Raw genomic sequence first — 12,636 nt, forward strand, 5'->3', positions numbered from 1 at the left:
ATGTCCTCCACCCTCATCACCAACGCCCGCATGGTCAACGAAGGCCGCACCTTCGATGGTGACCTGCGCATCGAGAACGGCCGCATCGCGCAGATCGGCAGCGGGCTCGCGCCGCGCGACGGCGAGCAGGTGGTGGACGCGGCCGGGCGCTGGCTGCTGCCCGGCATGATCGATGACCAGGTGCACTTCCGCGAACCGGGCCTGACCCACAAGGGCGACATCGCCAGCGAATCGGCGGCCGCCGTGGCCGGTGGCCTGACCAGCTTCATGGACATGCCCAACACCAACCCGCCGACGCTGGATTCAACCATCCTGGAAGCCAAGTACGAGCTCGCGCGCGGCCGCGCCTGGGCCAACTACGGTTTCTACCACGGTGCCAGCAATGACAACCTGGACGCGATCCGTGCCCTGGACCCGAAGAAGGCCCCGGGCGTGAAGGTGTTCATGGGTGCTTCGACCGGCAACATGCTGGTCGACAACCCGGAAACGCTGGACGCGATCTTCCGCGAATGCCCGACCCCGATCATCACGCACTGCGAAGACACGCCGATGATCGATGCCAACCTCAAGGCCTTCCAGGAAAAGTACGGCGATGCGCTGACCCCGGACATGCACCCGGACATCCGTTCGCGCGAAGCCTGCATCAAGTCGACCCGCCTGGCAATGTCGCTGGCACGCAAGCACGGCACCCGCCTGCACGTACTGCACATCTCCACCGCCGATGAGCTGGCGCTGTTCGAGAAGGGCCCGCTGATCCGCGCCGATGGCAGCCGCAAGCAGATCACCGCCGAAACCTGCGTGCACTTCCTGCACTTCGCGCGCCCGGACTACGCGACCAAGGGCAACCTGATCAAATGCAACCCGGCGATCAAGGAAGTGTCCGACCGCGAGGCAATCACCGCTGCCTTGGCCGATGACGTGCTGGACGTGCTGGCCACCGACCACGCGCCACATACCTGGGAAGAGAAGCAGAAGCCCTACGCGCAGGCGCCGTCGGGCCTGCCGCTGGTGCAGTACGCGCTGGTGGCCGCGCTGGAGCGGGTGCACGAAGGCAAGCTGACCCGCGAGCAGGTGGTGCAGAAATTCGCACATGCGCCGGCGCAGCTGTTCGACGTGGAAGAACGCGGCTTCCTGCGCGAAGGCTACTTTGCCGACCTGGTGCTGGTGGAGGACGTGCCGTTCACCGTCAAGCGCGAGGACGTGCTGTCCAAGTGCGGCTGGTCGCCGTTCGAAGGCACCACTTTCCGCTCGCGCATCGCCTCCACCTGGGTCAACGGCCAGCTGGTGTGGGACGGCAGCAAGCTGGTGGGTGAGCCCGCCGGCCAGCGCATGACCTACGACCGCTGATGCGTTCGGCACTGATGATCGGGGCGCTGCTGCTGGCCGCGCCCCTGCTCTGCACATCTTCGGCCAACGCGCAGGATGGCATTGGCAGCCTGATCGACAGCCGCGTGGTGTTCCCGGCCAGTGCCTCGCAGGGCGCGCTGGTGATCGGCAAGGTGCCCGCAGGCAGTCGCGTGCAGTACGCCGGCCGCCAGCTGCGGGTGAGCGGCTACGGCAGCGTGGTGTTCGGCATCGGCCGCGACGAGAAGGGTCCGCTGCGCGTACAGGTGCAACGCCCCGATGGTGGCAGCGAGACCGCGACCATTGCGGTGACGCCGCGCGACTGGCCCACCGAGCGGGTCAACGGGGTGCCACCGAAGACGGTCAATCCGCCGGCGGCGATCGCCGAGCGGATCAAGCGCGAACAGGCGCAGGTGACCGCCGCACGTGCCCGCGATGACGACCGCACCGACTTCACCCAGACCTTCATCTGGCCGGTACAGGGCCGCATCAGCGGCCGCTTCGGCAATGCACGCGTCTACAACGGGCAGCCGGGGGCCGGTCACTCCGGCATGGACATCGCGGTGCCGACCGGCACCCCGGTGAAGGCGCCGGCGGCCGGCATCGTGACCTTCGCCGGTCCGGACCTGTACCTGACCGGTGGCACGCTGCTGCTCGACCACGGCTTCGGGGTCAGCTCCAATTTCCTGCACCTTTCGCGCATCGACGTCAAAGTTGGCGACCGTGTGGAGCAGGGCCAGGTGATCGCTGCCGTCGGCGCCACCGGCCGTGCCACCGGCCCGCACCTGCACTGGGGCATGAACTGGTTCGACACCCGCATCGACCCGTTGCTGGTGCTGGAACGCAAATAACGGTAGTGCCGGCCGCTGGCCGGCAACCGCATGAATTCTGCAGTGCCCGAGCTGCCGGCCAGCGGCCGGCACTACTAGACAGTTGGATCAACCGCGGGCAGCCCACCACACGCGCAGCAACGTGCGCACCGGGGTGGCTTCGATTGGCTTGCCTGCGGCCTGCGCGGCAACGCGGGCGCGCGCCAGGCTCGACCACACGCGCCGCGGGCGCGGGCCCGGCACGCGGCTGCCCCATCCTTTCAACAGGTACTGGGCCCAGCGCTGCGCGGCCGTGCTGGAATCCTCATCCAACAGGCTGCGCGGCACACCGGCCACGCCGGCGTCCTGCAGGCGCTGGGCCAGGGTCTGCAGCTGCACCGCACGACCGGCGCCGGTGCGCGGCTTGTCGGCAAACAAGGCCGCTTCCACTGCGGCCACGGCGTCGGCGTAATTGGCCAGCGCACGCTCGGCACCGGCTGCATCCAGCGCAACGGTACGCGCTTCAACGAGGTCCGGCAGTGCTTCGGCCAGTTGCACCCACGGCGCACGCACCGGCTCCAGCAGACGGCCCAGCGGATGGCGCGAACGATGCCCTGCCCAGCTGCGCAGCTCCTCGCCCCACCACGCCAGCTTGGCATCGGCGGGCAGCGGATCGCCGCTGGTGTTGAGCATGTCGTCGAACTCCTGCAGCAGCGCAAACCACGCCACTGCGAGCTCGCGTTGCGGTTCGGCCACGAACGGGGCGGCCACCGACCATTCCGGCCAACGGCTGCGCCACTTGTCGAGGAAACTGTCCAGCGCGGTACTGCTCACTACGGGATTCCTTACGGCTGGGCCGGGGCTGCCGGCCGGGTCGGCCAGAGACTGGCCAGTTGCAGAAGTTCAGCGTTCTCGACCAGCACGTCGGCCTGCCAGGCCAGCGGATCGTCGCTTTGCAGGCGGTAGCCCCACAGCGCCGCCACCGACGGCATCGCGGCAGCACGTGCAGCGATGATGTCGCGCTCGTCATCACCCACGTACACGCAGTCTTCGGCGGCCATGCCAATGGCCTGCGCAGCGTGCAGCAGTGGAAGCGGGTGCGGCTTGCGCTCGGCCAGGCTGTCACCGCCGACCAGCACCGCGCAGCGCTGCTGCCAACCCTGCTGCGGCAGGATCAGGCGCGCCAGGTACTCCGGCTTGTTGGTGACGATGCCCCATACCGTACCGGCCTCATCCAGCGCGGCGAGCATGCCGGCCACGCCGTCGAACAGCACCGCGTGCTGGCCGATCAGCGCTTCGTAGCGCTGCAGGAATTCCGGGATCAATGCATCGCGCGCAGCGGCATCCAGGTCCGGGAAAGCGGCCCCGACCATCGCGCGCGAGCCCTTGGAGACCACCGGCCGCAGCTGCGCCGGATCGATCGCTGCCCGGCCCCGCTCGGCCAGCATCGCATTGCAGGTGGCGACGAAGTCCGGCGCGCTGTCCAGCAACGTGCCATCCAGGTCGAACAGCACCGCACGCGGGAAGCGGGCGGAGGTCATGCCGGCTTGACCGCGTAGGCCAGGTAGTTGATGTCGGTGCGGCTGCTCAGGCGGGCATGGTTGCGCCACGGCTCGTAGGCCATGCCGCTGACATCCACCAGCTGCAGGTCGGCCTCGCGCAGCCAGCGCGCCAGCTCGGCCGGCTTGATGAATTCCTGGTAGTGGTGGGTGCCCCTGGGCAGCAGCCGCGCCACGTACTCGGCGCCGACAATCGCCACCGCGAAGGCGGCCGCGGTGCGGTTGATGGTCGACAGGAACAGGTGGCCGCCCGGCTTCAGCAGGCGCTTGCAGGCGTCGATGATCGCGCCCGGGTCTGGCACGTGCTCCAGCATTTCCATGCAGGTGACCACGTCGAAACTTCCCGGCTGCTCGGCGGCCAGATCCTCGGCGGCCTGCACGCGGTAGTCGACCTTGGCGCCGCTTTCCAGCGCATGCAGGCGCGCGACCTTCACCAGTTCCGGGGCCAGGTCGATGGCGGTGACGTCGGCGCCGGCCTGCGCCAGCGCTTCGCTCAGCAGCCCGCCACCGCAGCCGATGTCGAGCACGCGCGCGCCACGCAACGGTACGCGGTCGGCCACGTACTTCAGGCGCACCGGGTTCAGCGCATGCAGCGGCTTCTGCGGGCCGTCAGCGTCCCACCAGCGGTTGGCCAGCGCGGCGAACTTGTCCAGCTCGGCCTGATCGAAATTGGAGGAAGCGTGGGGGGCAGTCATGAGGGGTCCTTGCGGCGCCAGGGATCAGGCGCGGATATGACGGATGCGCTCGCGCCACTGGCGCGCGTTGGCGATGATGCCCGGCAGGTCCATGCCGACCAGCTCGCGCTGCACCAGCTTCGGCTTGCCGGCGATCCAGACGTCGCTGACCTGCTGGCGGCCGGTGGCATACACCAGCTGCGACAGCACGTTGTGCAGCGGCTGGGTTTCCAGCGCCGACAGGTCGACACAGACCAGGTCGGCCTGCTTGCCGACTTCGATCGAACCGATGCGGTCAGCAAAGCCCAGCGCACGGGCGCCGCCCAGCGTCGCTGCGCGCAGCGTGGTGGCCGCGTCCAGCGCGGTGGCATCATCGGCCACGGCCTTGGCCAGGATCGCTGCGGTACGGTTCTCGCTGAACATGTCCAGGTCGTTGTTGCTGGCGCAGCCATCGGTGCCGATCGCCAGGTTCACGCCGGCGCGCTGCAGGGCGCAGGCCGGGCAGAAACCGGAGGCCAGCTTCAGGTTCGATTCCGGGCAATGCACCACGCTGACGCCGCGTTCGGCGCACAGGTGGATTTCCGCATCGGTCAGCTGGGTCATGTGCACCGCGATCAGGCGGTCGTTGACCAGGCCGAGCCGATCCAGCCGCGCCAGCGGGCGCTGGCCGTGCAGCTTGATCGAATCGTTGATCTCCTGCGCGGTCTCGTGGGTATGCAGGTGCACCTGCATGTCGAGCTGGTCGGACAGCATCCGCACCCGCTCGAAGTTGGCATCGTTGACCGTGTACGGCGCATGCGGCGCGAACGCGGTGCCGATCAGCGGATCGGTGCGCCACTGATCATGCAGTTCACCGGCCTTGGCGAAGTATTCGTCGTCGGTCCTGGCCCAGGCGGTGGGGAAATCGATGATGACCGCGCCAACCAGTGCGCGGAAACCGTGCTTCTTGTAGACCGCAGCCTGCACGTCGCCGAAGAAGTAGTTCTCGTTGGCACAGGTGGTGCCGCCGCGCAGCATCTCGGCGATGGCCAGGGTGGTGCCGTCGGCGACGAACTCGGGGCCGATCACCGCCGCTTCCACCGGCCAGATGTGCTGCTGCAGCCAGGTCATCAGCGGCAGGTCGTCGGCGACGCCGCGCAGCAGGGTCATCGGGTTGTGCGTGTGCGCGTTGACCAGGCCCGGCATCAGCGCCGACTCGGGGCGGCTGACCACCTGTGCGGCACGGAAGCGTGCGCGCGCCTCGGCACGCGGCAGGATGGCCACGATCTCGCTGCCACGCACGGCAACGGCATGGTCTTCCAGCACCACCGCATGCGGCTCGATCGGAACGACATGACCGGCTTCGATGAGCAGGTCGCAGGCTTCGGGGAGGTGCGGGCTATCGCTCATGCGGGCTCACTGGCTGGGGGCGGCGAGATACTTCTGGGGAACACGCCCCTGAGTCAGGGGCTGCCGCGAAGCGGCGGGGTCTGGAGACCCGTGAAGCGCGGCCCATGATCTGCCGAAGCAGATCATGGGAGCGCCAGCGCGAATGCACTGGCGCGTATCCGAGCATGGCTCGGCTCTACAGCAAGGTCGGCCTGCGGCCGGAACCTTATTTGACGCGTGCGGAGTATTCGCCCGAACGCGTGTCGACACGGATCACTTCGTCCTGGTTGACGAACAGCGGCACGCGCACCACGGCACCGGTTTCCAGGGTGGCCGGCTTGCCGCCGCCGCCCGAGGTGTCGCCACGGACGCCCGGATCGGTTTCGGTGATCTTCAGTTCGACGAAGTTCGGCGGCTGAACGAAGATCGGCTCGCCATTCCACAGGGTGACCACGCAGGACTCTTCGCCCTTCAGCCACTTCTCGGCGCCGCCCATGCCAGCCTTGGTGGCCTGGACCTGCTCGAAGGACTCCGGATCCATGAAGTGCCAGTATTCGCCGTCGCTGTACATGAAGTTCATGTCGGTATCGACGACGTCGGCTGCATCCAGCGAGTCGGTCGACTTCATGGTCACTTCCTGGGTACGGCCGTCCTTGATCAGGCGGTACTTCACGCGGGTGAAGGCCTGGCCCTTGCCCGGCTTGACGTATTCGGTGTCGATGATGACGGCCGGTTGGTTGTTGACCAGGATCTTCATCCCGTTCTTGACGTCGTTCATGCCGTAGCTGGCCATGCGTAAACTCCTGAGTGGCAGAAACGCCGCGGGTGCGGCGAGCCGTTAGAATGGAAAGCCCACCGGATGCCGGTGGGCGACTGTTTTTCTGCCCCCATGATAACCGCAGGCCCCCTCTCCATGCAGCTTTCCGCCTTCCCCCGGCCCCAGTCGCCAGGCGCGCCCGTGCGCTGGCAGCAGCTCTGGCGCCAGGCGCTGCGCGACCCCCACGCCCTGCTGGCCCGGCTGCAGCTGGACCCGGCGGCGCTGGGTGTCTCGGAGGCGGCCATGAACCAGTTCGCACTGCGCGTGCCCGAGGGCTTCGTGGCCCGCATGCGCGTGGGCGATGCGGCCGACCCGCTGCTGCGCCAGGTGCTGCCGATCGACGAGGAAATGCGCCCGGCGCCCGGGTTCAGCTTCGATGCGGTGGGTGATGGTGCCGCCAGGAAGGCCACCGGCGTCATCCAGAAGTACCGTGGCCGCGCCCTGCTGGTCGCCACGGGCAGCTGCGCGATCAACTGCCGCTACTGCTTCCGCCGCCACTTCGACTATGCCGCGGAGAACGCCGCCAAGGGTGGCTGGCAGGAGGCCGTAGCCGCCATCGCGGCCGACCCGGACATCGATGAGGTGATCCTGTCCGGCGGTGACCCGTTGTCACTGGCCACGCACAAGCTGGTCGAGCTGACCGACGCCCTGCGCGCGATTCCGCATATCCGCCGCCTGCGCATCCATACCCGGCTGCCGATCGTGCTGCCGGAACGCGTGGACGATGAACTGGTGTGCTGGCTGGGCAGCCTGCCATGGCCGCTGGCGATCGTGGTCCACGCCAATCACGCCAATGAATTCGACGCCAGCGTGGACGCGGCGATGGCCCGCCTGCGCGGCGTCGGCGCCCAGCTGCTGAACCAGGCGGTACTGCTGCGCGGGGTCAACGACAGCGTGCAGGCCCTGCAGGACCTGAGCGAGCGCAGCTTCGCCGCGGGCGTGCTGCCCTACTACCTGCACCAACTGGACCGGGTCGAAGGCGTGGCCCACTTCGAAGTGGATGATGCCCAGGCCAAGGCACTGATTGCCGGCCTGACCGCACGCCTGTCCGGTTATCTGATCCCGAAACTGGTGCGCGAACTGCCCGGCGACCCGAGCAAGCGCCCGCTGTAAAAAAAGGGACGGAGGGGATTAAGTCGCAAATGCATAAGCGACTTAATCCCCTCCGTCCCCTTTTGTGTCGGTCAGAGGCCCGACTCGATCATCCGCACCACTTCGGTGGCGGTCACCGGGTGGCTCAGCCAGTAGCCCTGGCCGAGATCGCAGCCGCGCTGCACCAGCAGTTCGAACTGCGCCTGCTGCTCGATGCCCTCGGCCACCACGGTGATGCCCAGTGCGTGGGCCATGGCGATGATCGCCGTGGTCAGCGCCAGATCGTCGGGATCGCGCTGCATGTCGGCCACGAAGCTCTTGTCGATCTTCACGCCGTCCACCGGCACCTGGCGAAGATGGCTGAGACCGGAGAAGCCGGTACCGAAATCGTCCAGCCAGACCTTCACGCCGGTGCGGTGCAGCTTGTCCAGCAGCTGCGCGGCAACCATTTCGTCGCCGATCACCGCAGTTTCGGTCAGTTCCAGGTGCAGGCGCGACGCCGGCAGCCCCGACTCGTGCAGGCACTGCGCGACCAATGCCGGCAGTTCACCGCCGCGCAGCTGCCGCGGCGACACATTCACCGACACGAACAGATCATCGCCGCCCGCCCCGCGTGGCCACTGCGAGGCTTCCATGCAGGCCGCACGCAGCACCTTCGGGCCGATGAGCTCGATCAACCCGCTCTGCTCGGCCACTTCGATGAACACCGACGGCGGAATCGTTCCCAGGGTCGGATGCTGCCAGCGCAGCAGCACTTCCACGCCGACCATGCGCCGGTCGCGCATGCGGAAGATGGGCTGGTAGGCCAGGCGCAGCTCGCCGCGCTCCCAGGCCCCGCGCAGCTCCTGCTCCATGTGCACGCGGCGCTCGACCGCGTGGTCCATCGCACGGCTGTAATAGCGGTAGCAGTTCTTGCCGGCCATCTTGGCCTGGTACATGGCGATGTCGCCGTTCTTCAGCAGCGTGGTCGCATCAGCGGCATCGTCCGGGAACAGGGTCACGCCGATCGAAGTGCCTAGGAACAGTTCCCGGCCCTGCACCACCAGCGGCTTGCCCAGCTCGCGCACCAGCACTTCGGCCAGCAGCCGTGCGTTGGCCGCCACGTCGCCATCACCGACCAGGATCACAAACTCGTCGCCGCCAAAGCGGGCCAGCAGCGCTTCATCGCCACCGGCTTCGGTAACCGCACTGCCGATGCGCTGCGCGAACTGCAACAGCGCTTCGTCACCGGCCTCATGGCCCAGGGTGTCGTTGACGCGCTTGAAGTCGTCGATATCGGCAAACAGCAGGCCCAGCCGATGATTGGATGCGCGCGCGGCCATCAGGCGATGGTCCAGCGCTTCCCGGAATGCCAGCCGGTTGGTCAGCCCGGTCAGCGCATCGGTATAGGCCATGCGCCGCACCTCGCGGTCATGGCGGGCGATGGCATCGCGCATGCGGGCGAAGCCGCGCACCAGCTCGCCGACTTCGTCGTCGCGGGTGTTCTCGGCCAGCGGCGCCTGGTAGTCGCCAGCCTCGATGCGGCGCGCCGCAGCGGCCAGGTCCCGGATCGGCGCCACCAGGGTGCGCTGCACGTACAGGATCACCACCACGCCGATCACCACCAGCAGGCCCAGCATCAGCAGCAGCCAGCCCAGGTGGCGGCTGCCGACCTGCTGCAGGCGCTCGCCGAGCGTGGCATTGGCGGCCTGTTCGCGCTGCTGCACCTCGTCCAGCGCCATGCCGACGCGGACGCCGCCGATGCGCTGGTTGCCGACCATGATCGGCATGGTGTTGTCGAGCACCTTGGGCGATTCCTGCACCACCAGCGCCTGCGCCACCGCGGCCTTGGGGGCCAGCGGGTCGGTCATCGGCTGGCCGAAGCCGGACACCTCTATCGAGCCGTCATGCACCAGCCGGCCGCGTTCGTCGAACACCAGCACATAGCGCACGACCGGTTGCCGTGCGGTGCTGCGCACAAGCGCACCGACCTGGTCCAGGTCGCGGTAGTACAACGGGTTGGCCAGCGCGTCGGACAGCTCGCGCGCCATTGCTTCGCCGCGGCTGCGCACGCTGCGGTCGAACAGTTCATGGATGACGCCACCACTGAGGTTGCGCACCTCGCCCTGCATCGCCGCCTGCCGCCCCAGCAACACCGCCAGGATCGCCACCACCACGACCATCGCCCCGCCCATCGCCAGCAGGAACCGGGCCTGCATTCCCGAGCCGAGCCACTTCATTCCACTTCCATCCGCACGCGCGTCAATCCTTGTTTCAATTCATCCAGCCGCTGCTGCGCATGCGCATCGACGCGGTGGAAACCGGAAGTGCCGAAAAACCGATGCAGCGCCCCCTGTGCCTGCGGGTCGCTGGCCGCCTGCAGCAGGACGTCCTGCAGCCGGTCACGCACCCGCGGGTCAAGGTCGGCGCGAACCATTTCCACCGCCCGTGGGTAGGGTTCGGTGCGCAGCAGTTCGCGGAAGTCGCGCCGGAATGCTGCAGGCATCCGTCGCTCGTCATTCCAGTCCACGCTGCTCACCGCCCCCACTTCGACCATGCCCTTGTGCACGAACGTGGCGATGTTCAACTCGCTACGTGCGAACACGTACCCCACGCTGTCCCGGCCCGGCACGTCCCACACACCGGCCAGGATCTGCGGCGCCAGCCCCTCCTGCAGCAGCGTCATCACCGGCACCAGGTAGGCACTGGTGGACGCCGTGTTCTGCAGCGCCAGGCGATGCCCGCGCAGGTCCTGGATCCGCTGGATCGGACTGTCGCGACGCACGAAGAACACGGTCTGGTACTCACGCACGCCATTGCGCTCGGTCAGCAGCAGCGGCCGCGCGCCACTGCGCTGGCCCAGTGCCACCGCCGTACCCGACGTTTCCGTGACCCAGTCGACCCGCCCCCGCCGCAGATAGCTGGCCATCTGCTGCGGGTCGCGTGCCATCAGGATCCGCCCTTCCTTGATGCCGACGTCGTGCATGCGTGCCACTACATAGTCCAGCAACGGTTGCAGCTGCTCGTAATGGGCCTTGGGATCATCGCTGATCCGGCCCAGCACCAGCACCCGGTCCGGTGCTGCATGCACCGTCCCGGCCAGCAGGATCATGACCAGGCTCAGCAGTCCCCTCTGCACTGCCCTTCGCAGACCCGACACAGGCTTCATCCCCCCTGGGTATCCGGACAGACTACCCGAAAAAATGAGAACGTCGTCAGCTGTCCTTGTTGCCCGCCTGCGCCAGCCGCGCCATCCGCTGGGTGTCGGCAAGGATGCCGCGCAACAGGCGCACTTCCTGCTCGCTCGGCTCGCTGCGCAGGAACAGCCGGCGCAGCTTGCGCATCGCCGATTCCGGCGCGCGGCCCTTGTGGAAATCGATCTCGTCCAGGGTGTCGCCAAGCTGGGCGAAGAAACTCTCCATCTGTTCATGGCTTGCTGCCTGTTCGCGGAAACCGGGCTCGGCGTCCGCGGCCGGCTGCGCGCCCAGCAGCTGCATGCGTGTCTCATAGGCCAGCACCTGCACGGCGGCAGCCAGGTTGAGCGAGCTGAACGCCGGATCGGACGGGATGTGCACCGCCGCGTGGCACAGCTGCAGTTCTTCGTTGGTCAGGCCAGTGCGCTCACGGCCGAACACCAGCGCCACCTCGGCGCCCTCGCCCGCCTTGGCCACCGCACGAGCGGCGGCATCGGCCGGCAGGTACTCCTCCAGCTGCACGCGGCGGGCACGCGCGGTGCAGCCCAGCACCAGGCGGCAATCGGCCACGGCCTCGGCCAGGGTGGCGACCACCGGGGCGTCCCCCAGCACATCTTCGGCACCGGCAGAGCGGCGGAAGGCCTCCTCGTCCAGCGGTTTCTCGGGGGCGACCAGCACCAGGCGGGCCAGGCCCATGGTCTTCAGGGCACGGGCGGCGGCCCCCATGTTGCCGGGGTGCTGGGTACCGACCAGGACGAATCGGAGGCGGGTGGTGGCAGGAAACTGGGACATGAACAGGGAAAAGGTCGAGCTGGACGATGACCAATGGTAAACTGTGCGACCGGCCACTGCGCCGGACCCGCTCTTTTCCCCCGCCAGTCCATCTCTTCTGCCTTTCCGGGAGCCCACGCCATGCAGAAACCCGCCGTCACCGTCATGGTCAAGGCCGCCCGCCTCGCCGGCAACGTCCTGTTGCGCAACATCAACAAGCTCGAGGCACTGAACGTGGTGCAGAAGGGCCGGATGGACTACGCCAGCGAAGTGGATGCGGACGCGGAAAAGGTCATCGTCAAGGAACTCAAGCGCGCTTACCCGGACTACGGCATCTTCGGCGAAGAAGGTGGCGTGCAGGGCGAGCGCCGCCAGATGTGGGTCATCGACCCGCTGGACGGCACCAGCAACTACCTGCGTGGCGTGCCGCACTACTGCGTGTCGATCGCGCTGGTAGAGAACGGCGAGCCGACCGACGCGGTCATCTTCGACCCGCTGCGCAATGAGCTGTTCACCGCCAGCCGGGGTGCCGGCGCCGTGCTGAACGACCGCCGCATCCGCGTGGCCGAGCGCAAGGATCTGGAAGGCACGATGATCCACACCGGTTTCGCCCCGCGCGAGCGCAGCCGCGCCAGCGCCCAGCTGAAGGCGGTCGACGCCCTGCTGGTGCACGGTGAGGACATCCGCCGCACCGGTTCGGCGGCACTGGACCTGGCCTACGTGGCCTGCGGCCGTGCCGACGCCTACTTCGAGGCCGGTGTGAAGGCGTGGGACATCGCCGCCGGCCTGCTGCTGGTCCGCGAGGCGGGCGGCAAGGTCTGTGACTTCAAGGGCGCGACCCTGGGCCGCATGGACAACCGTGGCCCGGAGACCCACCAGATCGTGGCCGGCAACCTGAAGGTGGCCGAGTCGCTGCAGAAGGTGCTGGTGAACACCGGCTACGCCGCCGAGTTCGACGCGAAGTTCTGAGGTTTTGCGTAAAGCGGTTCATGGAGACGGCGCCTGCGAGGGTGCCGTTTTCGTTTGTGC

12 protein-coding genes are annotated in these 12,636 nt (G+C 67.9%); 4 read left to right on the forward strand and 8 right to left on the reverse strand.

What is annotated here, in order from left to right; genetic code table 11:
* Together ACSDHM_RS12330 and ACSDHM_RS12335 are read left to right on the forward strand one after the other, a co-directional pair.
* Positions 1-1,347, forward strand: coding sequence for a dihydroorotase (locus ACSDHM_RS12330; RefSeq protein ID WP_061478048.1), 1,347 nt, complete (start codon positions 1-3; stop codon positions 1,345-1,347).
* Positions 1,347-2,195 (forward strand): M23 family metallopeptidase, encoded by an 849-nt coding sequence (locus tag ACSDHM_RS12335; RefSeq protein WP_072168400.1) that lies wholly within the window; start codon positions 1,347-1,349, stop codon positions 2,193-2,195. The genes ACSDHM_RS12330 and ACSDHM_RS12335 overlap by 1 nt, the downstream gene beginning before the upstream one ends.
* An 87-nt stretch (positions 2,196-2,282) precedes the next feature.
* Here the strand turns inward: ACSDHM_RS12335 and ACSDHM_RS12340 are convergent, their stop codons facing one another.
* The 5 genes from ACSDHM_RS12340 to efp all read right to left on the reverse strand — a co-directional run bounded on the left by ACSDHM_RS12340 (position 2,283) and on the right by efp (position 6,547).
* Entirely contained in the window at positions 2,283-2,987 is a 705-nt protein-coding gene (locus ACSDHM_RS12340) for a squalene/phytoene synthase family protein (protein WP_065196619.1), read from the reverse strand.
* Positions 2,988-2,998: 11 nt separating this feature from the next.
* Entirely contained in the window at positions 2,999-3,694 is a 696-nt protein-coding gene (locus tag ACSDHM_RS12345; protein WP_088497645.1) for a phosphoglycolate phosphatase, read from the reverse strand.
* Positions 3,691-4,407 (reverse strand): bifunctional 2-polyprenyl-6-hydroxyphenol methylase/3-demethylubiquinol 3-O-methyltransferase UbiG, encoded by a 717-nt coding sequence (gene ubiG / locus ACSDHM_RS12350; protein ID WP_049412667.1) that lies wholly within the window; start codon positions 4,405-4,407, stop codon positions 3,691-3,693. Before ubiG ends, ACSDHM_RS12345 begins: the two co-directional genes overlap by 4 nt.
* Before the next feature lie 24 nt (positions 4,408-4,431).
* A complete protein-coding gene (locus tag ACSDHM_RS12355; protein WP_053500540.1) occupies positions 4,432-5,775 on the reverse strand; it encodes a TRZ/ATZ family hydrolase in 1,344 nt (447 codons plus the stop codon).
* 205 nt (positions 5,776-5,980) lie between these two features.
* The gene (gene efp, locus ACSDHM_RS12360) at positions 5,981-6,547 is read right to left on the reverse strand and encodes an elongation factor P (protein WP_005410381.1); all 567 of its coding nucleotides are present in this window, start codon (positions 6,545-6,547) and stop codon (positions 5,981-5,983) included.
* 96 nt (positions 6,548-6,643) lie between these two features.
* Between efp and epmB the strand changes: the two genes are divergently transcribed.
* A complete protein-coding gene (gene epmB, locus ACSDHM_RS12365; RefSeq protein WP_111007931.1) occupies positions 6,644-7,684 on the forward strand; it encodes an EF-P beta-lysylation protein EpmB in 1,041 nt (346 codons plus the stop codon).
* 71 nt (positions 7,685-7,755) lie between these two features.
* Here epmB and ACSDHM_RS12370 read toward each other — a convergent pair whose 3' ends face one another.
* The 3 genes from ACSDHM_RS12370 to ACSDHM_RS12380 all read right to left on the reverse strand — a co-directional run bounded on the left by ACSDHM_RS12370 (position 7,756) and on the right by ACSDHM_RS12380 (position 11,628).
* The gene (locus ACSDHM_RS12370; protein ID WP_005417742.1) at positions 7,756-9,882 is read right to left on the reverse strand and encodes a putative bifunctional diguanylate cyclase/phosphodiesterase; all 2,127 of its coding nucleotides are present in this window, start codon (positions 9,880-9,882) and stop codon (positions 7,756-7,758) included.
* Positions 9,879-10,754 (reverse strand): phosphate/phosphite/phosphonate ABC transporter substrate-binding protein, encoded by an 876-nt coding sequence (locus ACSDHM_RS12375; RefSeq protein ID WP_227836954.1) that lies wholly within the window; start codon positions 10,752-10,754, stop codon positions 9,879-9,881. The genes ACSDHM_RS12370 and ACSDHM_RS12375 overlap by 4 nt, the downstream gene beginning before the upstream one ends.
* Positions 10,755-10,857: 103 nt before the next feature.
* Positions 10,858-11,628, reverse strand: coding sequence for an RNA methyltransferase (locus ACSDHM_RS12380; protein WP_072168405.1), 771 nt, complete (start codon positions 11,626-11,628; stop codon positions 10,858-10,860).
* Between the two features lie 120 nt (positions 11,629-11,748).
* Here ACSDHM_RS12380 and ACSDHM_RS12385 point away from each other — a divergent pair, with 120 nt between their 5' ends.
* Positions 11,749-12,576 carry an inositol monophosphatase family protein gene (locus ACSDHM_RS12385; protein ID WP_049468091.1) on the forward strand — a complete coding sequence of 276 codons (828 nt, stop codon included), beginning with the start codon at positions 11,749-11,751 and terminating at the stop codon, positions 12,574-12,576.
* The last annotated feature ends 60 nt before the right edge of the window (positions 12,577-12,636 follow it).

Source organism: Stenotrophomonas sp. T8 (assembly GCF_051853085.1).
Taxonomy (GTDB): domain Bacteria; phylum Pseudomonadota; class Gammaproteobacteria; order Xanthomonadales; family Xanthomonadaceae; genus Stenotrophomonas; species Stenotrophomonas sepilia.

Bases quoted from the DNA above. Each gene is read 5' to 3' on its own strand.
- ACSDHM_RS12330 (WP_061478048.1), top strand. From the start codon at position 1: ATGTCCTCCACCCTCATCACCAACGCCCGCATGGTCAACGAAGGCCGC.
- ACSDHM_RS12335 (WP_072168400.1), top strand. From the start codon at position 1,347: ATGCGTTCGGCACTGATGATCGGGGCGCTGCTGCTGGCCGCGCCCCTG.
- ACSDHM_RS12345 (WP_088497645.1), bottom strand. From the start codon at position 3,694: ATGACCTCCGCCCGCTTCCCGCGTGCGGTGCTGTTCGACCTGGATGGC.
- ubiG (WP_049412667.1), bottom strand. From the start codon at position 4,407: ATGACTGCCCCCCACGCTTCCTCCAATTTCGATCAGGCCGAGCTGGAC.
- ACSDHM_RS12355 (WP_053500540.1), bottom strand. From the start codon at position 5,775: ATGAGCGATAGCCCGCACCTCCCCGAAGCCTGCGACCTGCTCATCGAA.
- efp (WP_005410381.1), bottom strand. From the start codon at position 6,547: ATGGCCAGCTACGGCATGAACGACGTCAAGAACGGGATGAAGATCCTG.
- epmB (WP_111007931.1), top strand. From the start codon at position 6,644: ATGATAACCGCAGGCCCCCTCTCCATGCAGCTTTCCGCCTTCCCCCGG.
- ACSDHM_RS12370 (WP_005417742.1), bottom strand. From the start codon at position 9,882: ATGAAGTGGCTCGGCTCGGGAATGCAGGCCCGGTTCCTGCTGGCGATG.
- ACSDHM_RS12375 (WP_227836954.1), bottom strand. From the start codon at position 10,754: ATGATCCTGCTGGCCGGGACGGTGCATGCAGCACCGGACCGGGTGCTG.
- ACSDHM_RS12380 (WP_072168405.1), bottom strand. From the start codon at position 11,628: ATGTCCCAGTTTCCTGCCACCACCCGCCTCCGATTCGTCCTGGTCGGT.
- ACSDHM_RS12385 (WP_049468091.1), top strand. From the start codon at position 11,749: ATGCAGAAACCCGCCGTCACCGTCATGGTCAAGGCCGCCCGCCTCGCC.